General features: G+C 36.6%; 23 protein-coding genes. 6 read left to right on the forward strand and 17 right to left on the reverse strand.

From position 1 onward, the window contains the following. Positions 1 to 53 precede the first annotated feature (53 nt). Positions 54 to 1,334 (forward strand): GTPase HflX, encoded by a 1,281-nt coding sequence (gene hflX / locus Q0K80_RS00610; protein WP_294601754.1) that lies wholly within the window; start codon positions 54 to 56, stop codon positions 1,332 to 1,334. Between the two features lie 81 nt (positions 1,335 to 1,415). Here the strand turns inward: hflX and Q0K80_RS00615 are convergent, their stop codons facing one another. The 4 genes from Q0K80_RS00615 to Q0K80_RS00630 all read right to left on the reverse strand — a co-directional run bounded on the left by Q0K80_RS00615 (position 1,416) and on the right by Q0K80_RS00630 (position 4,640). Next, complete coding sequence (locus Q0K80_RS00615) at positions 1,416 to 2,339, reverse strand: C40 family peptidase (RefSeq protein WP_294601756.1); 924 nt, start codon at positions 2,337 to 2,339, stop codon at positions 1,416 to 1,418. A 152-nt stretch (positions 2,340 to 2,491) separates the two neighbouring features. Continuing rightward, positions 2,492 to 3,211 carry a C40 family peptidase gene (locus tag Q0K80_RS00620; RefSeq protein ID WP_294601758.1) on the reverse strand — a complete coding sequence of 240 codons (720 nt, stop codon included), beginning with the start codon at positions 3,209 to 3,211 and terminating at the stop codon, positions 2,492 to 2,494. 210 nt (positions 3,212 to 3,421) lie between these two features. Then, a complete protein-coding gene (locus Q0K80_RS00625) occupies positions 3,422 to 3,913 on the reverse strand; it encodes an NlpC/P60 family protein (RefSeq protein WP_294601760.1) in 492 nt (163 codons plus the stop codon). A 181-nt stretch (positions 3,914 to 4,094) separates the two neighbouring features. Then, positions 4,095 to 4,640 carry an AAA family ATPase gene (locus Q0K80_RS00630; RefSeq protein ID WP_294601762.1) on the reverse strand — a complete coding sequence of 182 codons (546 nt, stop codon included), beginning with the start codon at positions 4,638 to 4,640 and terminating at the stop codon, positions 4,095 to 4,097. Positions 4,641 to 4,734: 94 nt separating this feature from the next. On the opposite strand from Q0K80_RS00630, the gene Q0K80_RS00635 reads away from it, so the two are divergent. Both Q0K80_RS00635 and Q0K80_RS00640 read left to right on the forward strand, forming a co-directional pair. Then, positions 4,735 to 5,049 (forward strand): DUF2187 domain-containing protein, encoded by a 315-nt coding sequence (locus Q0K80_RS00635; RefSeq protein WP_294601764.1) that lies wholly within the window; start codon positions 4,735 to 4,737, stop codon positions 5,047 to 5,049. Between the two features lie 108 nt (positions 5,050 to 5,157). Next, positions 5,158 to 6,681 (forward strand): O-antigen ligase family protein, encoded by a 1,524-nt coding sequence (locus Q0K80_RS00640; RefSeq protein ID WP_294601766.1) that lies wholly within the window; start codon positions 5,158 to 5,160, stop codon positions 6,679 to 6,681. Positions 6,682 to 6,837: 156 nt separating this feature from the next. Here the strand turns inward: Q0K80_RS00640 and lacG are convergent, their stop codons facing one another. From lacG to Q0K80_RS00670, 6 genes are all read right to left on the reverse strand, one after another. Continuing rightward, entirely contained in the window at positions 6,838 to 8,262 is a 1,425-nt protein-coding gene (lacG, locus tag Q0K80_RS00645) for a 6-phospho-beta-galactosidase (protein ID WP_294601768.1), read from the reverse strand. A gap of 11 nt (positions 8,263 to 8,273) precedes the next feature. After that, complete coding sequence (locus tag Q0K80_RS00650; RefSeq protein WP_294601770.1) at positions 8,274 to 10,019, reverse strand: PTS lactose transporter subunit IIBC; 1,746 nt, start codon at positions 10,017 to 10,019, stop codon at positions 8,274 to 8,276. A 19-nt stretch (positions 10,020 to 10,038) separates the two neighbouring features. After that, the gene (locus Q0K80_RS00655) at positions 10,039 to 10,392 is read right to left on the reverse strand and encodes a PTS lactose/cellobiose transporter subunit IIA (protein ID WP_122026486.1); all 354 of its coding nucleotides are present in this window, start codon (positions 10,390 to 10,392) and stop codon (positions 10,039 to 10,041) included. Next, positions 10,382 to 11,260 carry a PRD domain-containing protein gene (locus Q0K80_RS00660; RefSeq protein WP_294601775.1) on the reverse strand — a complete coding sequence of 293 codons (879 nt, stop codon included), beginning with the start codon at positions 11,258 to 11,260 and terminating at the stop codon, positions 10,382 to 10,384. Before Q0K80_RS00660 ends, Q0K80_RS00655 begins: the two co-directional genes overlap by 11 nt. Positions 11,261 to 11,439: 179 nt before the next feature. Next, on the reverse strand, positions 11,440 to 12,060 hold the full coding sequence (locus tag Q0K80_RS00665; protein WP_294601777.1) for an LVIS_2131 family protein: 621 nt from the start codon (positions 12,058 to 12,060) through the stop codon (positions 11,440 to 11,442). 101 nt (positions 12,061 to 12,161) lie between these two features. Beyond that, positions 12,162 to 12,707, reverse strand: coding sequence for a hypothetical protein (locus Q0K80_RS00670; protein ID WP_294601779.1), 546 nt, complete (start codon positions 12,705 to 12,707; stop codon positions 12,162 to 12,164). 357 nt (positions 12,708 to 13,064) lie between these two features. Between Q0K80_RS00670 and Q0K80_RS00675 the strand changes: the two genes are divergently transcribed. Further along, positions 13,065 to 14,642, forward strand: a complete 1,578-nt coding sequence (locus Q0K80_RS00675) for a multicopper oxidase domain-containing protein (protein ID WP_294601781.1) — start codon at positions 13,065 to 13,067, stop codon at positions 14,640 to 14,642. 99 nt (positions 14,643 to 14,741) lie between these two features. After that, complete coding sequence (locus Q0K80_RS00680; RefSeq protein WP_294601783.1) at positions 14,742 to 15,452, forward strand: C39 family peptidase; 711 nt, start codon at positions 14,742 to 14,744, stop codon at positions 15,450 to 15,452. A 175-nt stretch (positions 15,453 to 15,627) separates the two neighbouring features. Here the strand turns inward: Q0K80_RS00680 and Q0K80_RS00685 are convergent, their stop codons facing one another. From Q0K80_RS00685 to Q0K80_RS00705, 5 genes are all read right to left on the reverse strand, one after another. Continuing rightward, entirely contained in the window at positions 15,628 to 16,104 is a 477-nt protein-coding gene (locus tag Q0K80_RS00685; protein ID WP_294601785.1) for a threonine/serine exporter family protein, read from the reverse strand. 3 nt (positions 16,105 to 16,107) lie between these two features. Beyond that, positions 16,108 to 16,884 (reverse strand): threonine/serine exporter family protein, encoded by a 777-nt coding sequence (locus tag Q0K80_RS00690; protein ID WP_294601787.1) that lies wholly within the window; start codon positions 16,882 to 16,884, stop codon positions 16,108 to 16,110. An 8-nt stretch (positions 16,885 to 16,892) separates the two neighbouring features. Further along, entirely contained in the window at positions 16,893 to 18,440 is a 1,548-nt protein-coding gene (locus Q0K80_RS00695; RefSeq protein WP_294601789.1) for an ABC-F family ATP-binding cassette domain-containing protein, read from the reverse strand. A gap of 115 nt (positions 18,441 to 18,555) precedes the next feature. Beyond that, entirely contained in the window at positions 18,556 to 18,915 is a 360-nt protein-coding gene (locus Q0K80_RS00700) for a hypothetical protein (protein ID WP_294601791.1), read from the reverse strand. A gap of 26 nt (positions 18,916 to 18,941) precedes the next feature. Further along, positions 18,942 to 20,123 (reverse strand): LCP family protein, encoded by a 1,182-nt coding sequence (locus Q0K80_RS00705; RefSeq protein WP_294601793.1) that lies wholly within the window; start codon positions 20,121 to 20,123, stop codon positions 18,942 to 18,944. Between the two features lie 149 nt (positions 20,124 to 20,272). Here Q0K80_RS00705 and pepF point away from each other — a divergent pair, with 149 nt between their 5' ends. Next, the gene (gene pepF / locus Q0K80_RS00710) at positions 20,273 to 22,078 is read left to right on the forward strand and encodes an oligoendopeptidase F (protein WP_294601795.1); all 1,806 of its coding nucleotides are present in this window, start codon (positions 20,273 to 20,275) and stop codon (positions 22,076 to 22,078) included. 169 nt (positions 22,079 to 22,247) lie between these two features. Here the strand turns inward: pepF and Q0K80_RS00715 are convergent, their stop codons facing one another. Continuing rightward, positions 22,248 to 22,997, reverse strand: a complete 750-nt coding sequence (locus tag Q0K80_RS00715; protein WP_294601798.1) for an amino acid ABC transporter ATP-binding protein — start codon at positions 22,995 to 22,997, stop codon at positions 22,248 to 22,250. Beyond that, positions 22,990 to 24,483, reverse strand: coding sequence for an ABC transporter substrate-binding protein/permease (locus Q0K80_RS00720; RefSeq protein ID WP_294601800.1), 1,494 nt, complete (start codon positions 24,481 to 24,483; stop codon positions 22,990 to 22,992). Before Q0K80_RS00720 ends, Q0K80_RS00715 begins: the two co-directional genes overlap by 8 nt. Between the last annotated feature and the right edge of the window lie 114 nt (positions 24,484 to 24,597).

Genomic DNA, 24,597 nt, shown 5'->3' on the forward strand with positions numbered 1-24,597 from the left:
ATATTAATTTATAAGATCACTATTAATAACTTCACATATAGAAAGAGAATTAAATGATTGAAAATACTCCCCATAAGACAAAAGCATTTATTGCAGGAGTTAATTTAAATGACACTAATTTTGATTATTACATGAGTGAACTTGTCAATCTTGCAGAAGCCGCAAACATGCAGGTTGTGGGACAGGCGCGACAAAATGAGGAACACATAATAGCTGGTACTTATTTTGGCCTGGGAAAAATAAATGAAATTAAAGATATGGCACAAGGCCTAAAAGCAAAAGTATTAGTACTTAATGATGAGCTAACACCTGTACAAATTCGTAATTTAGAAAAACTGACCAAGCTGCGGGTAGTTGATCGTACTGAACTAATCTTAGAAATATTTTCAAGCCGTGCACGGACTAAGCAAGCAAAATTACAAGTGCAGCTGGCGCAATTACAATATGAATTACCGCGCCTGCATCCTTCAGAAAATTCTTTGGATCAACAACGCGGTAATGGCGGTTCCACCGGTGGTGGTTTTGCCAACCGTGGGGCTGGTGAAACGAAACTGGAATTGAATCGGCGCACAATTGGTAAACAAATTTCTGTTATAAAAAGGGAATTACAAACTATTAGTAAACAAGAAGAAATTAAAGCCAAAAGACGCAATCAAAATCATATTCCTAAAGTAGCACTAGTCGGCTACACTAATGCCGGCAAATCAACTACTATGAATGGGTTATTAACAGAATTCTCCAAACACTGTGCCAAACAAGTTTTTGTCAAAAACATGCTGTTTGCTACATTGGATACAAATGTTCGTCGTATCGACTTAGATAATAATTTTAGCTTTATCCTTTCAGATACAGTTGGTTTTATTTCTAAATTGCCCCATAACCTGATTGAATCTTTTAAAGCTACACTGCAAGAAGTAAAAGATGCCGATTTATTAATTAACGTCGTTGATGCTTCTGATCCCAATATGATTCAGATGATCCGCACCACACAAAATGTTCTTGATGAAATTGGCGTCAAAAACACACCGATAATTACTGCCTATAACAAGGCTGACAAGTCAGAGCGTAATTATCCGCAAATTGAAGGTAATGGTATTCTATATTCTGCAATCGATGCTAAATCTATCGCAACCCTTGCTGATTTGATAACTAAGCATATTTTTAGCAGTTATAAAAAAATCAATTTGCTTTTACCCATGTCTGCCGGAAAAATTTTGTCTTACTTGCATGAAAATGCTCAAGTATTAAAAGAAAACTATCAAAATGATGGTATTCATGTTGTTGCACGTCTTTCCCCCCAAGAACAAGCGCGCTTTGCTAATTATATTAACTAGAAAAAAGATCCTCACATATTTATTATTGTGAGAATCTTTTTCATTTACTCAAAGTATCTTAACCTCAAAACTACCATTTTATTATTGAATAACGCGCTTTGCTACACAAGGATAAAAATATGAACTGATTGTCTGCAATACTACCCCCTGTTCAGGCGTTGCAGCACAAACATACTGATTATTACCAACATAAATCCCCACATGATAAGGTGCATTTTCTGATCCCCAAAATAAGAGATCGCCTGGCTGCAGCTGGTTCATCGTTACAGTTACTCCAACTTTTACTTGGTCAGTCGTTACGCGAGGCAATTGCACGCCACCGACTTGATTATAAACATACTGAACCAGTCCCGAGCAGTCATAATTATCTGGACCATTTCCACCCCAGGCATAACCTTTACCAATTTGACTCTCTGCTAAGTTCACCACGTCTTGTGCACGTTTAGAAACATTATCAGCAGAAACTTTATTACTTAAACGTGTTATTGGGATTACATTAGCCGCACTCTTCGTTTGGATCGCATTATTAAGCTTAGGTACAACTATCTTTTGCTCCTGCGCCTTTGGCTTAGCTGTCTTCTGCTTATCCGGTTCAACTGCTATTTTTTTAATTTTGCTTTTAGCCTTTTTGTTCTTCTTTTTGGTTACAGCTCTCTTAACTTGTTCGTGCACAGTTTGGGTATTAGAATCCTGCGTTAAATCTTGCGTGTAACGTGCTTCAATCCATTCACTGTCGCCAATCATGTACCATAATTTACCTTTGCGATCAACAGCCGTTTTGGCAACATTCCATTTACTTTTATTTTTTGCACGAAAACTGATCAGTTGTCCGCCATTATAATTTGTCCATATTTTCACACTCTTATTTGGCAGACAATTGATTTGTATTCTTTTTATAGGTGTCTTAAACGTAGCAGCATCTACAGCTTTTTGTGGTGAAGCAGCACCAATTCCGGTTAATGTCAATGCTGCAGCAAGACTTATTTTCCAAAAATTACGCTTCATCAAATCATTTCTCCTTTGGTAGCATAATGTGACCAAAAACTAGTATTTAACTTCATTTTAAACGCTTCAGATTTTTAATCAAGTTACACCAATCAAATGGTACTAAAAAACACTTAGAAGATTTTCTAAGTGTTTTAATTTTTAGTATATTCCTATTCAAGAACACGTTTTGCAACTGAGGGATAGAAGTATGAGCTTAAACTATCTTTAACAACACCTTGTGAAGGAGAAGCAGCATGAACATATTGGTTATTGCCAACATAAATACCAACATGATATGGAGCACTTGCTGATCCCCAAAACAGAAGATCGCCAGGCTTTAAGTCTTGTATCGAAACCTGTTTACCTTGTTTAACTTGTGAATAAGTACTACGACTCAGGTTCACGTCAGTAGCTTCACTAAATACATACTGAGCCAAACCTGAGCAGTCAAATCCTTGAGGTCCATTGCCACCCCAAGCATATGCTTTGCCCACTTCTGCATTAGCCAAATCCACAACTTTTTCGGCTTGCTTAACAGATTTTTTGGGTTTTATAGACTTTATTTTAACACCTGGTTTGACGGTGTAACGTGCTTGAATCCATTGACCTTCACCAATTTGATACCAGGTTCTACCTTTCTTATCAACGGCACTGCTTAAAACATTAACCGTTTTACCGTGTTTTATCCGTTGGCCGGTAAAAGTAGGATTTTCATAGTTATCCCAAATATTGATGCCATAACCGGGAACATAATTGATTTTTACTTTACTAGTGGCAGCTTTAACATTAGCAGTTGTCAAATTATTATTTGCTAAACCGGCAACACCTATACCAGTAATGGTTAGCGCCGCAGCAGTAGTAAATTTAACTAAGTTACTTTTAATCTTCAAAATCAAAATCCCCCCGTATTCGCATCAAACTATTTATATTAATAAGCTCTACTTCTATATTACAAAATCAATTTTACACGCTTACTATTACAAAAAGGTTACAGAAATAATACCGGTACGTAAAAAAGCCCTTTCACAAATTTGGCAGTAAAAGGACGCTTAAATTAATTTTATTGTTTAGCAAATTTGGGGAAAATTAGAAAAGAGTTCTTAATCTAAAATACGTTTAGCAGCGGAAGGATAAAAATAAGCACTAATTGACTGCTTTAAAACACCCTGGCTTGGCGTAGCAGCATGTACAAACTGGTTATCACCCACATAAATACCGACATGGTTTGGGGCAGCTGAAGATCCCCAGAAAAGTAAATCACCTTTCTTTAATTTTTTTAGTGAAACCTTTTTACCTTGTAAAACTTGTGAATATGTAGTTCTTGGTAAAATTTTATTTCCAGCTGTCTTGTAGACATATTGTACTAAACCGGAACAGTCAAAAGAATAAGGACCCTCAGCGCCATATACATAGCCTTTGCCAACTTGCTTTTTAGCTAAATTAGCTACAGCTGTACGTTTCTTGGTTACACTACTAGCACTAACATCATCGGCAGTAGCAGCACTAACTACCGTTACGCTAGCTGCACCAGTGAAAAAGAGGACAATAACAATTATTAACTTAATTAATCCTTTCGAGTGTCCGTGTTTCAAAATTAAACTCTTTTCTAAATATATTTATTAATTTTAGCAAGCAGAGTTAAAACTACTTATCTATTTCTTCCGACATTTTCTATCTTACTCATTTAATGTTACACATTCGTGTCAAACGAGCTACAAAATGTTAAGAATTTTAATTTGAAACCATTTTTACAAAAGTAATTGCCCAGACAAGTTACTTACTTAGTTCTTTAACAATATCGTTCAGTTCACGTTTAGTCTGATTCCAATCATCATTAACTAAGATATGCGCGTATTTTTGCAGAGAAAGCGGCAGGACATTTAGTTCATTGCCAGTTAACCGTTCTTTAATCTTATTTGGATCATCTCCGCGCTTTATTAAACGTTCAGCCAGCATCTTTTTAGAACTAGCAGTAACGTATAAAAAATAGACCTGTTTTTTTAACTCCGCTAGGTAAGATTGCGCCCCCTTAATGTCGACAATCAAAGATACTAGATCATGATCCAGCCAAGCCTGATCTAGAGCTTCTTTACTTGAACCATACTGGTAGGAACCGTATTTGACATGTTCAAAAAAATGCAATTTTTTAAAACTGGCAGCACTTTCAAAATGATATGATTCCTTTGAGCTTTCTCCCGGCCTCATTGGCCGGGTTGTGTGGGTCAATACCCTGGGAATGGCGAATGTATTTGCCAAGTATTCTGAAATAGTAGTTTTACCAGCACCACTGGGGCCAGCAATTAAAATTAATTTTTGCAAAATCCGAGCTTCCTTTACTTGAAAACTATTCGCTTTTATAATAATATCTTTCTATTATAATGAAACATGGCTAAGAGAGGAAGTAAAATTTATTATGAAAAAAGCTGACGTCAAAGCAGATGACATTCTCAGTGCCAAGTCTGAAGAAGAATTGACTAAACCATTTGTGGGCAAAGTAGAAAAAATTTATGAAAATTCTGTTCTGTTAAAAATAATCGATTATGATAAAGCTGATAAAACTGCAGTTAGTGACCTCAATCAAAAAATAGTTGTCAACTTTAAGAACTTAAAGAGCGTCTCTAAAAAGAAAATGAAGGAAATTCAGGCTTTAGCAAAAAGTGACGTTAAAGTAGAAAAGATTAAAAAATCTGCCAAAGAAAAAACGACTGCTGACACAAACAAAGAATAATAACTATTTTTTAATTAAGAAACAGTGATTAATGTTCACTGCTCTTTTTTTTTGCCTAATTTTTGCCTAAAATTAAACCATGAAAATATTTATGATATGGAGAAAAAAGTGAAAGAAAAAGCAAGAACCATTTTATTTTGGTTCATTCTAATACAACCGTTTCTAGATTTATATTGGTTCTATCATGGCACTTTGGCTAATATTTTACCATTTACACTGCCAACAATTATCCGTATTTTTGCAGTGGCGACTCTGGTTTGCTTTTACTTTAGCTCGAAAAGTTCTTGGCAGAAACTATCACAGGAAAAATTGTTGCTAATTTATATTGTTCTGTTAGTCATCTATTCAGCATTACATTTAATGCATGTGCAACATTTTACCAGTGTGAGTCCGAACAATTATGGTTATTCTCCTAGTGGAGAAATCTTCTATTTAATTAGAATGATATTGCCCTTAACCGTGCTATATTTGACTGATGAATTAGATTTTGGGCCCAAGCAATTGCAAATGGTGATTGAAGGCATTTCGGGGCTTTTTTCCGGCACTATTGTACTTTCCAACCTTTTCGTTATTTCCCTGAAATCATACGAAACAGGAACTATCAGCGCCAACATTTTTGAATGGTTCTTTAATCCCAATATTGGTTATTCTCACATGGCTTCTAAAGGTTTCTTCAATTTTACCAACATGATTTCGGCCGTTCTCTTTATGTTGTTGCCACTTATGCTCTACTATCTTTTCACCTCTTTTAACTGGCATACCATTTTATTAAATGTGGTGCAGGCTCTGGCAATGATTGAGATCGGCACCAAAGTTGCTGCTATCGGTCTGACTGGTGGAATAATAATTGGCCTCATCCTGTTTGGCATACATAAATATCTGATTAAAGATGTGAAAAAGGGTGGCAAGGCGTTCTTAGTTGCTGTCTTAATAGAAGCAGGATCCCTAGTGATATTGCCTTTCGGCCCTGCAATTCAGCGTTATAATTATGAAATTTATCTGGCTAAACAGTCTGACCATGATTTATCGGACGAAAAAAGGGAATTAGCAGCTGGTTTACAAAAATATCCTAATGGCGAAAAAAGAAAAGAGTTTTTGCGTTACTTCATTAAGAAAAATTATCAAGAATATGCGCTTAATCCCAAATTTGTATTTAAAAGCTATCCTTACCAATATGACCCTGAATTTTGGCTCAACATTATGAATGAACCGGGTCAGTCGCGAATGGAAAACCGTCATATTGAAAAGGCTATGCTTAATCAAGTAATCAAAACCAATAACAACAAACTAGACAAGCTTTTTGGTATTTCTTACATCCGAGAAAATAATATTTTTAATTTAGAACGGGACTTTACTGCCCAAATATATTCCTTAGGCTGGCTGGGAATGCTCTTGTATGTTGGACCATATTTGGCAGTGTTAATTTATGGTGCTTACAGGTGGCTCAGGTATAAAGCAGCACGGACTTATTTAGTCAGTTCCTTAATCGTTGCCAGTGGTTTCATCCTACTTGCTGCTTTCTCTTCCGGTAATGTGGTGGACTTTTTGACAGCCAGCTTTATCTTCGCCTTTATTGAAGGAAATCTATTAGTTCAAGTTCGTAAAAAAGAAACAATAGAGATTGCCAATTAATGTAAAATGTAGCTTTATCATAGTTTCAATTTTAGACAAGGGACTAACTGCCACAATCAGACTTGTTCCCCTTATTTTTCAAAAAATTTACTGACCATTGGAAAACCCCGAAATTTATCCAATTTCGGGGTTTAAACTAAGTTAGTTGCTTAAATTTTATTCTTTATTCATTGTATCTGCTAATTCTTTAAACCATAAAGCACTCCTTTTAACATAACGCTTCTGAGTTTTGAAATCTACATAAAATAGACCATAACGTTTGTTGTAGCCATTTGCCCAGGAAAATTGATCTTGCAAAGACCATACAAAGTAGCCTTGGACATTCACTCCTTCACTGCGAGCTTTTAAAAGGGCAGCGACATGTTGATCAATGAAATCAATTCTTGGAGTATCATCAATAATCTTATCTGGTCTGACAAATTTATCCTTATAACCTAAGCCATTTTCAGTCACATAAATTGTCTTGCAGTTAGGATAATCATGACTGATACGTTTTAATGTGTCATAGAGACCCTGTGGGAAAATATTCCAGTCCCAATCAGTTGTCGGTACCCCTGGCTTTTTGACAGTTTCTCCTACTCCCTTAAACTTAAAGGAAGAAGTACCCTTGTCACCAGTACCGTTAAAGTGGTTTTCACTTTCGCCATGATACGCTTTAATAAACTGATTTTGATAATAATTTAAACCAAAAATATCATTTTGTGATGCAGCTTTAGCGAGAATATCCAAGTCACCGTCTTGAATATCCAAATGAGCGTCATTTAACTGCAATATTTCATTAATTGATGCCATGGTATCGTCTGAGTAATAGCCTAAGAACGTCCCGTCAAGCAAAAATTTATTCAAAAACGCATCTTGCAATTTAGCTGCATGTTTATCTTCAGTGCTGGTTGATATTGGATATACTGGTTGAACAACATGAATTAGACCAATTCTACCTGGTAAACCCATCTCTTTATATAAATTAACCACTCTGGCGTGTGCCACTAACTCGTTATGTTCAGCCTGAATTGCACTAGTAACGTCAAAATGATGGTTTGGTGGAAAAGTACCGGCAATGTACTGTGAATATGCTAAAGAAATTAGTTCATTAATTGTAAACCAGTTTTTTACTTCTTTAAATTCATTAAAGCAAAACTTGGCATAGTCCACAAAGTAATCAATATTCTTACGGTTTAACCAGTCACCATTATCAAATAAAGTTTTAGGACTATCAAAATGATGTAGGCTAACGTAAGGTTCAATGCCATTATCAAGACATTCTTTGAACAATTTATGATAATATTCCACACCTTTTTGGTTTACTTGACCGTAACCCTTAGGAAAGATTCTGGTCCAAGCAATTGAAACGCGCACAGCATTTAAACCATATTTTTTGGCAAGCCCAATATCTTCTGGATACCGGTTGTAAAAGTCACTAGCAGGATCTGGTGAAAATCTGCCTTGCTTTTCAAGGTAATCATCCCACATCGTTTTGCCTTTACCATCAACTTGAGTGCTACCTTCAACTTGATAAGCGGCAGTGGCACCACCCCACACGAAATCGTGAGGTAATTTTTGTACTCTATTTAGTAAAGTCATTTTATTCTCCTTTATTCAGAAATGTTAGCAATTATCAGGTCCAGACACTTGTCAGCATGTTGTGTCATATCTATATATTGCTTACCAGTAGTCGTAATCATCTTTGCGTTATTCTTATCACATTCCTTTTTCAGTTCATCTTTCATCGCATTCATTTGCGGTGCCAAAATAACGATGTCCATTCCTGAAAGCAAATCGTGGTGAGCACCAAATGAAGTAGCAGCCACTGCTAAAGGTAAATTGTTTTCAGCAGCTAACTTGTTTAAGGCTTTGGCTAAAATACCACTGGTACCACCACCAGCACAAAGTACGAGAACATTCAGACTTTTACCATCTTTTGTTTTAGCTAGTGGAATTTTGCTTTCACTTGCAGTTTTATTAGTATTATTTTCAGAAACAGAAGCTGCTGGTTCAGTACTGGTATTAGTAGCAGTTGCATTAGTAGATTCGCTTGTGTCATTATTTACTTTTGCAGCTTCTTCAGTACATTTTTGCATGTCATATGCTTTAAAGAATGGGTAGTACATTACAACATCAACTACTAGAAGCAATATTGCCAAGATAATTGACCCAATCGAAAAACCGGTACCCATTATCAAGCCGAGTGTTCCTGGTGTAGTCCAAGGAAGATTATAAATAAAGCCAGGCATGTGGAAGACATCAACAAATATTTTAAAAAGCCAGACATTGGCAATTGGTGTCAAAATGAAAGGAATAAAGAAGACTGGGTTCAAAATTAATGGTGCACCAAATAAAATTGGCTCATTAACCCCAAATAAAACTGGAATTGATGCAGCACGACCTACTGCTTTTAATTCCTTTGATTTAGACATGAAAGCAAACATTAATGTAATTACTAAAGTAGCGCCAGTACCACCTAAAGTAGCAACAAAGTACTGTGTACCTTGAGCCAAAATTCTGTTGGCACCTGCAATGTTACCAGCTTTCCAAGCAGACAAGTTTAATTCAACATTGCTTAAATAGATAGCAGTAACTGCTGGTTCAACAATAGATGGTCCCTGAATTCCGATAAACCAGAAGAAAGCCATCGCACCATATACTATTGCCAGACCAAAATAACCGTCTGCTGCGGTAAACAACGGAGATAAAACTTGAATAATCCAAGCAGCTAAATTTGTCCCGGTCGCAGCTCTAAAAGCTAATGAAAAGATCCAGAAGAAAAACGTACTAAATGCAAAAGGAATAATGTTTTTAAAGGCTCCTGCAATATTTTGGGGTACAGCATCTGGCAATTTAATCGTAATATTATGTTTAAAACATTGGTAGTACACATTGGGAACTATAAATGCTACCAGAAAGGCACAAATTAATCCTTTGGTACCAATCATTGCAACTGCAAAATACAGGTTGTTCATTTTATCAGTTAAAGTATCAACAGCTACCAAGACAAAAGAAACCTGTGCAGTAAACTGCACACCTACAGTTGGAATCTGATCCGTTTTCGGTAAATCCAAATTAAACGAATCAGTTAAGGCCTTAGCAACCGATGAAGAAGCCATTAATGCTAAAACTCCCATGGACATGTTGTAAAACATGTTTAATGCATTAGCCACTTTGGTTGGCCAGGCAAAGTGCCAAATCAAAGGCACGTTAGCTATCAGTAAAAATATACTGGAAAAGATAATTATCGGCATTAAAGCAATAAAGCCATCTCTGACCGCGCGCAGATATTTATTAGCGGCGACTTTTTGAAAGAATGGCTGTGCTTTTTCAATTTGCTTAATTACAGCATTCATTTTTAAACTCCTTTTTCATTTACTTATTTTTTAGTTCATCCAATTCCTTCAAAGCGGAATTATACTTTTCATACAAATCTATAAAGTATTTAGCTTCATCCCTTAACAACATCGTAGTCATTAAAGTATCCTGCCCGTGTGACATGATAAATGTGGTTTCCATTTCTTCACCACTAGCTTCTTTACTCATTAGTTTTGTTTGTGCATTATGAGCATCGTTTAAAGAGCTGTCTGCACTTTTAACCAGCTCTCTGGCCTTGTCATAATTGCCTTTTTTAGCTTCATCAAGTGCTGTGATTAACGCAGTCTTCGCATCGCCAGCATAAGCGACTATTTCAAAGCCTGCCATTGAAATTTCTTCTTTAGTTGCCATCTTTTTTCTCCTTTTCTTTTGGTCCTAAAATTTGATGAATGTGAATGATAAAATAAACTCTTTCTGCGTCTGACGGATGAAAATTAAATTCAACATTAAGAGCCTGAAAAATTTCTTCAGTTATTTTGTAAGATCGCGGATATGCTTTGATCATGTCACATTCAATCTTTTTATCGATAGATTCATTTTTTTCTGGCGGACGCCAGAGCCTTTTGGCCAGATACTGCAAATGAATTAGAAATCGTCTAAAGCTGTCCCGATTTTTGCCATTTTGATAAATGTTATTGTTATCCAGGACATTAAGAACGACATTAATTAATTTAGACGTGTTAAAAATATATTTCGATTTACCCTCGTGCTTGGCAATACCCGTAGGAATCTTGCTGTTGATAAAATGAAGCGCTATACTTTTGACCTCTGAAGGTGGGAATTCAACGCCTAATTTATCGTTAATAATTCCAAGAGCTTCGTCTGCAATTTGATATTCTTTTGGATATTTTTCACTTAAATCCGGAATTTCATTTTCCCGATATTTTCCTGCTAACAGTAATTTGTAGGCGCCATTGACATGTTCACTTAAGGTGAGATAAATCGAATCATAAACCTGAAAATGATAATTGATTCGCGCATTTTCAATAACCGCAAAAACTGCTGAAATAATATCTGCAGGAATATTATGGAAAAGGTAATTAAACGACTCTTTATCCTTCTTATTGTCTAAATAAAATATTTTCTGAATTTTTTTAGTATCAACTAGTCTATTTTTGCCCTGTTCAAACCCCACTCCCTTACCGAAAACAATAGCTTCCTGTCCTTTCCCAACATCAACTAAAATGCTGTTATTATTAAAAATTTTTTTAAGGCGCATAACATCTTCCTTTTTTGCAGAAAAAAAGAGACTACTAGCAATAGCCGATGAACAATAAAAATTCATCAGTTATACTAGTAGTCTCGCCTAATTTGATAGTAACAATCTACTTAAATTTTCAATACAGATAAAGCATATCACACTTTTAAAATTATGCAAACGCTTTATTTAATTTCTTTCTATTTCTCCTTGATAAACGATGAATCCGGAATCCTAATTAAGTAATAACGAGTAGCATTATGCCCTGCATGCATGCCAATACCATTTTGCCAGACTTTTTTATAGTTAGCGGTGTATATAGCAACGTAAGCTCGTTGATATTTGCGGTCCATTGTCTGCAGTTGCTTTTTGTCGTAGGGAATTTTAGCCGCATTAAGATCCAGAGGACTTTTACCATAAGCCACCGTAGCAAAATCACTGGATACTTTAATTTTTTTACCTGGCCTGTAATAAGTGAAAGTCTGGGTACTAATTCTTTTCTTTTTCGAATCAATTGTAACGTAACTTGAGTTGCCTTCTCCCGGGTTCATGACAATCGGTTCATAGGTAATATGAGACTTAATCTTAGTCGTATCATCAAGATCCGGGTTATCCAGCATAGTCTTGCCAAATAACCAGACAATCCCAACTAACAGAGCGGCTACTTCAATAATATCTATTAAAAAATTGGGCCAGCTAAATTGCCGGTGCTTCTTAATAATCATTGTGATGCGGCGCTTACGAATGTTTTGCACAACAAAAACAAAATAAAGAATAACTACTACCCATAACAATACTCCAAGTAGATTCCAGCTAATCATAATGGACCTCCTGCATCTTCTTCCATTATATGGTAAAAAACACCTTTTGAATAGTTACGTTCAAATTTGAATTAATTTTCACCTACTAAGTCTCAGATATTTTATTTCTTAGTCTTTGTTTCTTTTTGTGACTTTTTTGTTTTAGGCTTTTTAACAATGGTCTTCTTTTTAGCAGAAGCAGCAGGCTTTTGGTATTCACGTACTTGTTTTATTTTTTCCTGCATAGCATCTGTTAATTTGGCAATAACTTCGGCTTCATTTTGCTCAATTTCTGCTTCTGTCGCGATTTGATCAATTCGAAATCCTGATGCATTCAAATATTCCGACTGCGTTTCAAAGTATACTGCAACCGGATATTCATTACCTTCCTCGAAAAAATTGGCATTCTTTTTATAATTACTATATGGCAAGTTGATCATATTGGTCTCTAATGCAAAAGTTATAGGTCTTTGACCGCTAATTTCAAGAGCAATATGACTCAGTGAATTATGCTTAAGGGCAGCTTTAGTTTCCTTAACTAATTTAGTTGCCTGCTCACGTAATTTGGTTTTGGACTTGCTGATATCAGCGTATTTAGTAGTTTCTAAGTCTTCAATATAATCTTGCTTTTCTATTTTAGTAGTGAAATCTGTTAAGCTTATTTTCAAGTTAAAAATCCTTATCTAATTTATCAATTTTTATCATCTTTTATACGATACTCAAATTTTTGTTCAAAAACAATTTATTTTATTTCTTTTAAAAATAATTTTTAAAAAACATTTTTTCTGCTCAGGGTTATTTTATAATATTTTTGAAATTATTTAGTTTAAAGAAAACGAAAGCTACGCACTATTTTTGTAAATATTAAATAACGCTTTAGCCCTTAAAATTTTGCAAAAGCGCTTTTATAAAAATTTATCAAAAAAACATAGACTTATCTACTTTACAAGCGCTTTCACATAGAGTAAATTTAACATGTAACTAAAAATTTTTCACTAAATTTTTTAACTGAAAGGTAGACGAATATGTCAGATAAAGTTTACACAGATTATTTCTATAATTCTGAAGATTTTGATAAAAACCACCAAATGGGATACAAAGATCTTCATATTCCTGAAGGAGTTGAAGCTCAGCCTTTGATTGTTCCTCCAGTATTAGAGCCTGATAAACAAGAAAATAACGATGTTTGGTATACAATCGATTCTCAAGAAGGCGACTTCCAATTTTTGCCAGGGAAAAAGACTCACACATGGGGCTACAACTTCCCAGTTCTTGGTAAGACTATGGTTTTAACCAGAGGTCAACACGTTCATGTAACTTTGAAGAACAGCTTACCAGAATTGACTACTTACCACTGGCACGGTATGGAACTTTCAGGTCCCGGTAACGATGGTGCTTGTCACTCACCAGTATACCCAGGTGAAGAAAAGCAAATTGACTTCATAGTTAAACAACCAGCAGCTTTAACTTGGCTTCATGCTCACCCATGTCCATCAACTGCCATGCAAGTTTGGATGGGATTAGCTATGGGCGTTGTTATTACTGATGCCAACGAAGCTAAGTTGCCAATTCCTAAGACTTACGGCAAGGATGAGTTCCCAATTATTTTGCAAGACCGTATTTTCCACGAAGACAACCAATTTGACTACAAGGCAGACTACAACGCGATGGGCATCTTTGGCGACACTCCAATCATCAATGGTGTTGTTCGGCCATACGTTGATGTCACTACTCAAAAAGTACGTTTGCTCTTCTTAGGTGGTTCTAACCGTCGTGAATGGCGCCTGCACTTTAGTGATGACTTGGTAATGACCCAAATCGCCGGTGATGACTCATTCTTGGAGCACCCAGTTAAATTGACTAAAGTCTTAATTGGACCAGGTGAACGTCAACAAGTAGTTGTTGATTTCAGCAATTATAAAGAAGGCGATGTTGTCAATCTTTACACTGACGACTTCAAGTTGGTTGAATTTAGAATTCACAGTTATGAAAAAGATGACAGCGTAATTCCTGATACTTTATTTAAACCATATGATCCAGTTGTTAACCCTAACTCACCAGTTCCTCATGTTACTATGGATAACCACAACATGATCAACGGTAAGTTGTTCTCAATGAAAAGAATTGATATGAAGCAGGAATTGATGAATGCTGAATATTGGGATGTAACTAACACTAACGATAAAGTTAACGGCATGTTGCACCCATTCCACACTCACGGTGCTCACTTCCTTGTTGTATCACGTAACGGTAAAGAACCATATCCAAACGAAAGAGGAGTATACAAGGACACTATCGAAGTAGCACCTCAAGAAACAGTTCGCATAAAGGTTTACTTCCAAAATACTGGTGTCTTCATGTACCACTGCCACATTATCGAGCACGAAGATGCCGGTATGATGGCGCAAATTCAAATTGTTGATCCAAAAGACCCAGACAAGAAATTTCATTTGATGGACATGGAAACTCTGACTAAAGCTTTTGCTGAAGAAAGAGGCGTTCCAGAAGATGAAGTCTTCTGCCCAGGTATGGACGTTGAAGGTATGGCAGTTAAAGGTGAAGACCACAGTCTTGACGCTCTGTCAGGCGCAACTCACCACTAATTATTACTTTCACTAAAGAATTAGTTAATTTTACAAAAATCGTTCATTAATTTGAACGATTTTTTGCTTTTAAGAAACAATCTATGTTTAAATAGCTTTATGAAAAAGAAAAGATTTTCCATTAAAGCTATTTTATTTATATTCCTAGGTCTCGTTCTCTTAGGTGCAGTTTTTGGTGCCCTTAATTCTAATAGTTTTAAAGATCGCTATGACTGGGTTACCCTGAAATCCTCTCAAAAACTGGATGTTCCACTAGAAAACCAGTACCCAGAACTACCAAATGGTTGCGAAGTAACTTCCTTATCAATGCTGTTACAGTATTATGGTATTAAGGTAAATAAACTAAACTTATCCGAAAATATTAAGCATGTATCTTCTTATACGGATGATGGCAAATATCGAGGCAATCCCCATGTAGGCTTTGTCGGTTATATGAGCCAGGCAAATGCTGGCTGGTGCGTTTATAATGAGCCTTTAGAACAAATAGGACTAAAATATACTAATCGGATTAAAAATTTTACTAATCATGATTTTATTCAAGTAATGAAATTAGTTTCTGATGGTCATCCTGTGCTAATCATAACTACCACAAACTTTAATCATGTTAGCGATATGCAAACATGGCAAACAGCTCAAGGTGAAGTTCATGTAACACCATCTTCTCATGCTTGTGTTATTACTGGCTTTGACAAAAAAGCTCATGTTGTTTATGTTAATGATCCTTTTGGCCATAAAAATAAAAAAATTCCGTGGCAAAACTTGGAGAAAAGTTATAATCAGCAAGGAAAACAAGCATTATATCTAGAATAGAAAAAAGAGCAGATTCAATTAAGAATCTGCTCTTTTTCAAATCGAGGCTCGTTATTAATAACAAGTGACTACTTCTGTTCACATCAGGTTGGTCAACCACCAGCACTTCCCGCGCCTGCCACTTAAGGCGAGTGTCCTCACACAAATACGCATCTCGCGTTTTTGTCGACTCGCATTAATTATTATACTTATTCGAATGACGTTTGTAAAATTTTTTTATCCTGAAAAAGATTTCCACACACATACTTGATAAAAGCATCCCGAGAGCAATTGACCCTGTTACTATTATTACTCTTATAACCGCATCATTAGCTCCACTCAGGTTGCCCGAGGTTAATTCTCGCACTGCCTGATAAGCAGGAACCCCGGGTACTAGAGGCACAATTGCCGGAATATAAAAAACTGTAGCCGGACATTTTTTTATCCTGGCAAAAACTATTCCTAATATACCAATGGCAAATGAACCAAGCAAGTTTGAGAGCAGCCGTCCCATTGATGCTCTCATTGCCAGCCAATAGATGATCCAGCTAATAATACCGCTCATACCAGCTAAATTAAGCACTCGGCGCGGAACATTAATTGTTAGGGCAAAGCCAACAGAAGCTAAATAAGCAAAGGCAACGTTAATTACTATTTCTAACCAAAAAGGCATTTTTTAAGCTCCTAAAAACTTTAACACAATACCAACTCCACCGCCTAACGCAAAGGCTGTGAGCAAGGCCTCACAAATTTTCGCCATTCCTGAAAGAATATCGCCCTTAAACAAATCCCGCAGAGCGTTAGTCAAAGCCAAACCAGGTACTAACGGCATCAACGCACCGGTGAGAATGTTATCAATAATCATTTTGGGAAAAAGATTAACTAAACCAGCTGCTACAATAGTCATAACCAGAGCAGCAACCAGTTCAGCCAAAAACTTGACGTTGGTAAAACGTTTAAAATAATAAAAAGAGAGAAATCCGATTGCTCCAACGAAAGCTGCGGCCGGAAAATCAACCCAATCATAATTATTCATAAACATTACCATCAGCGTGGCACTTAAAACCGCAGCACCAATAGTTTGCAACCATAAGGGAAATGTGGGAAAACCACCGTGGGCAATTTTATCTACTTCCCGTTTAACTTCTTGCAAAGTGATTTTTTTATCCGCAAAAGCTCGCGATAATGAGTTAATCCGGTCAACCAACTCAAGATTAATATTGCGTTCATGTACTAAAATACTCTGACAATAATTGCCGTGGTCGAGACTCATAAAAACGCCTGTTGGTACCACAAAGACTCGCGGATCGGGTTCCCCGGCACTTTTAGCAATACGCAGCATTGTATCTTCAACCCGATACATTTCACTGCCCCCTTCTATCATTAGCTCACCGGCAGTTAAACAGGTATCAAGTAAATCCTGGTAAAACAGTTCACTTTGTTCAGCACTCATTTTTCACCTCAAAGTTTATTCATCGTTTCAATATCAATAGTTTTATTAACCCAGTTACCTTGGAAAAAGTCTCGTTCGTGACTAACGATAATGACTCCGCCAGGAAACTTAACGATAGCTTGCCTAAGTGCATCTTTAGCATCGCGATCCAAATGATTGGTAGGCTCATCTAAAAACAATAAATTAGCAGGTTCAAACAACATTTTAGCCAGTTTAACTTTTTCTTGCTCACCACCCGATAATTTTTTCAAAGGACTCATTGCCTGCTGAGCGGTAACACCTAATTTCGCCAGAGCGCCTCTTAATTCTTTAGGCTTAATCTGTTCAAAATTTTCCTGCAGATATTGCAGAGGAGTCATATTATTATTAGGCCAGGTCAACTCCTGCTTAAAGTAAGCAATCTTGGCAGTTTCTGATAATTTATAGGTGCCGAAAATGGGTTCTAATTGCCCCAGCAACGTTTTTAATAACGTGGTTTTACCAATCCCATTAAAGCCAGTAATAGCAACTTTTTCATTATTTCCAACTGAAAAATTAAAAGCTTCTTTTACCAGCGCCTGGTCATAGCCGATAACCAAATCCTGTGTTTGTAGAAGTAAATTGGCTGCTGTTGCTACATAAGGAAATGCAAAATGCGGTTTTTGATTGCTTTTGGGTGGATTCAGCACTTCCATCTTTGCCAACTGGCGCGCCCGTGATTTGGCAATTTTCGACCGGGTTCCAGCCTTATTTTTACGTATATATGCTTCCGTTTTAGCAATTTTGCGTTGCTGGTTAGTATAAGCCTTCATGTAAGTTTCCCGATTAGCTTCTTTTTGCCTCATTGCCTGCTTTAATGTACCGGTATAACGCGTGATTGTGCCCAGATCAATATCAATAATGCAGTTGGCAATTCTGTTTAAAAAGTCATAATCATGACTAACAACAATAAAAGCACCCTCAAAATCATTCAAATAATCAACCAGCCAGTCAATATGAACAACATCTAAGTAGTTGGTTGGCTCATCTAACAGTAAAACAGCCGGAGTTTGCAGCAGCAATTTAGCTAAAATGATTTTTGATCTTTGACCACCTGACAATTGGCTCACATCATGATCATACCCTAACTCAGCCAGGCCTAAACCAGAAGCAACACGTTCAATTTCTGTATCAATATTATAAAAGTTGTTTTCCTCTAAGTAAGTTTGCAGCTTACCCGCTTTTGCGAGTAGAGAATCAGCTCCTTCAGTTGCATATTGCTCATAAAGTGAGTTTAATTCTTGTTCTTTTTGATAAAGGGGAGCAAAAGCTGTGCGCAAAAACTGCCGAATCGTCACGCCTTGCTGCAATTTAGCATACTGATCGAGATAACCAACTGCTACCTTATTTTGCCATTTAATTTGACCTTCATCAGGCAGTATTTCACCAGTTAAAATTTTAATCAAAGTGGATTTGCCAACCCCATTTTGGCCAGTGACTCCCATATGGTCTTCTTTATTAAGGACGAAACTGGCATTTTCATACAAAGTTTTATCCTCAAAGCCTTGTCCTAAATTTTTAACTGTTAATAAACTCATTATGCATCTCCCTAGATAGTAAGATAAGTAGTACTGTAAAAAGTAAAGCAGTTGTTTTGTCTATCAGTTTAATTTGTAAACGCATGCAATAAAAAAGTGGGCAATTTGCCCACTTTTACATTCTTTCTTGTTCATATTTCTGCAAGGCATCCAATATTTTTGGCCAATAACGCTTAGGCAAAATTAATTGCAACTTGTTGTTATATATTGGAAAATCACTTGCTTTCATTCCCGTAATTTCGGCTAAATCCTCATCGGATAAGTGATATTTACTTGCGATCCGCTTTATTTCAACGGAAGCATGACCCCGAAACCATGAAAGAGCAAAGAAAAATAAGGCAAATATGCTAGCCACTAAAACAGCAACCGGTAAAGACCAGTGCAATGTGCGTAAGCAGATGAAAATTACGGCAAGAAAAGCAATAAAAGCTGATATCACACCATAAACAATTAGAAATACAGATTGCTTACGCATATTTTATCCTCCTTTGCTAAGAACACTTATTGACCAGAATTAGTCCCACTTGAAATAGTTCCACTAGAACTGCTATTTGACTCATCAGTTACTACTGAACGGTAAATTTGATAGTTAGTAAACGGACTTGGATCCTGCCATTTAATGTTATTGTTCTGCTCATTTAGCCTGTTGAGCTTCGTTTCATCATTATCCAATATTTTTTTATCCAAGTCAAGATTGGTACGGATCTTGTCAGAAGCCTTCTGTAGTTCTTTGGTAGATGCTACCTGAATAGAAGAACCGTTAATCCAAGCATCATGTCCTTGAATATAACCGCTTGAAATATTTTGGGAGCAACCACGATATGTCAAAGCTAATGCTAACATATCATTAAAGGTAAGATTGGTTTTAACATACTTCGAAAAAATCTTAACCAGCTTACGGTAATTAGTTATTGAATCGACAGAGATAGCCTTGTGGACAACTGCGGTAATTACTTGCCTTTGGCGCATTTGTCTGCCATAATCGCCTCGAGGATCATCATGGCGCATTCTAACATAAGCTACAGCATGACGTCCGTTTAGGTGTTGCTTTCCTTTATGGAAATCACACCAGTCATACGAAAACTTAAACGGTACTTTGACATCAACCCCGCCAACAGCATCAACTAAGCTTTTTAACGCCTTCATGTTAACTTCTACATAATAGTGAATAGGAACACCGATTAAAGCAGAAACAGTTTTCATGGAAGCAGAACTGCCGCCAATTCCATAAGCTGAATTAACCCGAAACATATTGTACTTGTTTCCCGGATCACCTAAAATATTGGCAAGGGTATCACGAGGAATAGAAGTCATTGTTGCTTTATTCTTAGCCGGGTTAGCAGTAGCCAAAATCAAAGTATCCGAGTTGCCCTTATCATGTCTGCCTTCAAGTCCTTGATCAACTCCAAGAATCAAAACTGAGATTGGTTGTCTGTTGGCAATACGAGCAGAGGTGGCATAATTGCCACTATCACCATCAATTGCGCTGTGCAAAGCAAAATACATGTGAGCTGCCCAAGCCAGACCCAGGCAAACACACAAAACAGCCACAATACCACAAATCCGTGCGAAAACGCTGCCCTTGAATGCTTTAGTTGGTTCTGCTAAAGCAAGATTACGTTGAAGATTTAGAGAAGAATGTTCTTTATGGTAATCTTCTCTGCGTTTTGAATTTGGATTCATTCCTCTATTTAATCCCTTTCGTATTTTTCCATCTATTATTTTTAACACTTTCAAACTTGAATTAAAATAATATCAATTATAATTAATAATATCTTATTTTTTATTCTTTAGTATAATTTAATTATATATATCAAAAAAGGAGATTTTAAATGTCAATTCCTAAACGAAGTGAAGTTCCCGCAAATCTAAAATGGGATCTAACTAGAATATTTAAATCAGATACTGACTGGGAAGACGAATATACACGTCTTAAAAAAGAAATACCAGTTTTAAACACCTTGAAAGAAAATTTTGTTACATCAGGTACATCATTATATAATGGAATAACTAAAATTTTAGCACTTAGCAGAAGGCTGGAAAAAGTTTACTCTTATGCTACTTTAGCTAGTGATGTTGACACTGGAAACGCACACTATTTAGGTTATGTTGCTCAAGTACAAGGATTAGCCAGTCAATTTGAAGCAGCCACCGCTTTTATGAACCCTGCAATTTTAAGTGTTTCTACCGCAAAATTAGCAGCATTTAAGCAAGAAGAACCAAGATTGGTCAACTATAATCATTTACTTGATCAGATTACCAGAATGCGGCCTTATACTCTATCCGCCAAAGAAGAAAAACTGATTGCAGATGCTGGAGATGCTTTGTCTGCTTCTGACAATACTTATAATGTTTTGACCAACTCGGACATGAAGTATGGTTACACTCAAAATGATAACGGAGAAATGGTGCAGCTTTCTGACGGATTGTATTCTTTATTGATTCAATCTCAAAAGCGTGAAGTAAGAAAAGGTGCATTTGATTCAATGTACGCCACATACGGTCAGTTTGAAAATTCTTTGGCTGCTACCCTGTCTGGTGCTGTAAAAGAACATAATTACAATGCCCGTGTTCATCATTACCAATCAGCACGCGAATGTGCAATGAATGAAAATAGTGTACCAACAGTTGTTTACGATACTTTAATTAGCGAAGTAGACCAGCATTTAAACCTTCTTCATGACTATGTAGCTTTACGCAAACAAATTTTAGGCTTGAACGATTTACAAATGTGGGATATGTATGTTCCTTTAACTGGCAAACCGGCTTTATCTTACACATTTGATGAAGCCAAAAAAGAGGCTAAAAAAGCTTTACGACCATTTGGCGAGGATTATTTAAAGCAAGTTGATTATATTTTTAATAATCGGGTAATCGATGTAGTTGAATCAAAAAACAAGGCTACCGGTGCATATTCTGGCGGATGCTACGATACGGATGCGTATGAACTACTTAACTGGGAAGACAATGTTGATTCATTGTACACATTGGTTCATGAAACAGGTCATTCCGTTCACAGTATGTATACAAGACAAAACCAGCCATATGTTTATGGCGATTATCCTATCTTTGTTGCTGAAATAGCTTCCACAACTAACGAGAATATTCTAACAGAATACTTTTTAGCACATATCACTGACCCTAAAACCCGCGCTTTTGTTTTAAATTATTATTTAGACTCTTTCAAAGGAACTTTATTTAGACAAACGCAGTTTGCAGAGTTTGAACAGCGCATTCATGAACTAGATGCTGAAGGTGAACCTCTAACTGCTGATCGTTTAGATGATATGTACGGTAAATTAAACGAGCGCTATTATGGTGATGCGGTCGAGCCAGGGGGAGAAATTGCTAAAGAATGGGCCAAAATTCCTCATTTTTATTATAATTTCTACGTTTACCAGTATGCTACAGGATTTGCTGCTGCCACTGCTCTGGCCAATAATGTCGTGCATGGTACTGCTGAGCAAAGAAAAGCATACATTAGCTTTTTGAAAGCTGGTTCCAGCGACTACCCAGTTGAAATCATGAAAAAAGCAGGAGTTGATATGACTAAGCCTGATTATTTGGAAGAAGCCTTCACCACTTTTGCCAATCGTCTAGCTGAATTTAAGAAAATTGTCCAAAATAATCTTAAATAACACTTGCAAGTTTTGCTTACAAATAATATAACTGATATGTAAATTATAATTTCTTACATCAAAACCCACTTTCTCTTTAACTGAAAGTGGGTTTTAAATTGTAAAATTTTTTACGCTTTACTTTTGTTACTAAGTTATTGGGCTAAATTGCCAGCAGGTAGGTTAATTTTTATGCTTCCAATACTCTGGCTAAAAAGTCCTGGGCACGCGGAGTTTGCGGCTGTGCAAAAAATTGTTGTGGTGCAGCTTTTTCCTGAATATAGCCGTCTGCCATAAACCATACTTCATCCGCAACATTTTTGGCAAAGCCCATTTCGTGAGTCACAACGACCATTGTCATCCCTTTTTGGGCCAAATCCTGCATTACCTTCAATACCTCGCCTACCATTTCTGGATCAAGCGCCGAAGTTGGTTCGTCAAAGAGCATTACTTCGGGATCCATTGCCAAAGCGCGTGCAATAGCAACCCTTTGCTGCTGTCCACCGGAAAGGCTGGTTGGAAAAGCATCTGCCTTGTCAGCTAAACCTACTTGATCTAACAGCTCAAGCCCTTTAGCTTTAGCATCACTGTCACTCAGCCCTTTTACTTTCATAGGTGCCAATTTGATATTTTCAATAATGCTCATATGAGGAAACAAGTTAAACTGCTGAAAAACCATTCCCATTCTCTCGCGTAATTTATCAAGCTGGTCTTCGCTTAAAGCAGTTAATTCTTTATCTTCAAAAATCACTTTGCCGGAAGATGGCTGATCTAGCAAATTTAAGCACCGTAAAAATGTACTTTTACCAGCACCTGAAGGACCAATTAAGCAAATAACCTGGCCTTCATTGACTTGAGCGTTGATATCTTTTAGAACTTCATTACTACCAAATTTTTTCTGCAAGTGTTCAACTTTAATTACGGGTTTTGCGTTAGTCATGATTCATTTTCCTTTCAATTACTTTCATTAGACTGGATAAACCAAAAGTAATGATGAAGTATAAGATCATTGTGATTACCAATGGCATAACTCCACGATATGTATCAGCCTGGACTACCCGTGACTGATAAATCAAATCTTTGACGCCTATTACCGAAACTATAGAGCTTTCCTTGATTAGAGAAACAAATTCGTTTCCCAGAGCCGGCCAAATATTTTTCATTGCCTGCGGCATAATGACGTAACGCATAGTTGCTGTCCGTGACAAGCCTAAAGAACGAGAAGCCTCTGTCTGGCCAACAGCAATCGAATTAATGCCTGAGCGAATTACCTCCGCTACATAAGCTGCAGAGTTAAGAGAAACAGCAATTATACCGGACAGTAAAGCCGGAATATTTATCACTAATCCTAAGCCAAAATAAACAAAGAGTAATTGTACCATTAAGGGCGTACCACGGATAAATTCAACATATGCTGTCGCAATCGAACGGGCAATTTGATTATGTCCTAACCGCATAAATGCCAATATTGCACCTAATAAGAATCCAAAAAAGACAGAAATTGCGGAAATAAATAAGGTATAGCCAACTCCTGCAATAAAGAAGTCTTTATAGGCCCACATTGAATTGGATGCTTTAACTTCTTTTTTCGTTTTACCACTTGTTAAGTATTTGCCTGCTTGCGGTAAATACTTTTTATTGATTAAATCTTTCTGCTTAATTTCTGCAATTGATTTGTTAGCAGATTTGACTAAACTATTAGCTCCCTTATGAAAAGCAACTGATGTAGCAGATGACTCGGTCTTTAGACCTGCTGGAATCACCATTATGCCATCAGTATTTTGAGCAAAAGCCTCAGCTGTTGCCTTGTCAACAGATACCGCATCAACCTTGTGCGTTTTTAATCCTAAAACCAAGTCGTTGTCTTTATCCATGGTTTTCAGTTTGACATTTTTGGCCTGTTTCTTAAGCATTGTTGCTTGCATGCTACCAGTTTGAGCACCAATTGACTTGCCGGCAAAAGACTTATAATTATGATATTTACCCTTATCTTCTGTTCTTATCAGTAATTTTTGTTCACTTCTATAATATGGTTGACTAAAGGCGACACTTTGAGCCCTTTTAGGTGTTGCATTCATTCCGGCAATGACCATGTCAACTTTTCCAGTTTCAAGACCTACTAAAAGAGAATCAAAGTCCATGGACCGCACTACAAGCTTAACACCCATATCATGGGCAATTTTTTCTCCTACTTCAACATCCATACCTACTATTTTAGATTTGCCGTTAATGTTTTTGACAAATTCATAGGGAGGATAATCTGGACTGGTCCCCATGACTAGCTCGCCTTTTTGTCGGACTTTTCGTAGATAATTGTCAGTTCTTTGTTCAGTTTGTCCTTTATCAGCTGCTGCAGTTTGGGGTAACAGAGTTAACATCAAGACTGCTATCAACAAAGTTTCAAGCAATTTCCACGGTTTCTTCATAATTTTCCTCCATTATTTGTTTTTATTATGACAATTATAAAGATATAAAAAAAGAATTACAACTATTACTTAATAACAATATTTTTTTAAGTAATAAAAAAAGGCTCTATTTAT

Source organism: uncultured Lactobacillus sp. (assembly GCF_945290125.1).
Taxonomy (GTDB): Bacteria; Bacillota; Bacilli; order Lactobacillales; family Lactobacillaceae; genus Lactobacillus; species Lactobacillus rizhaonensis.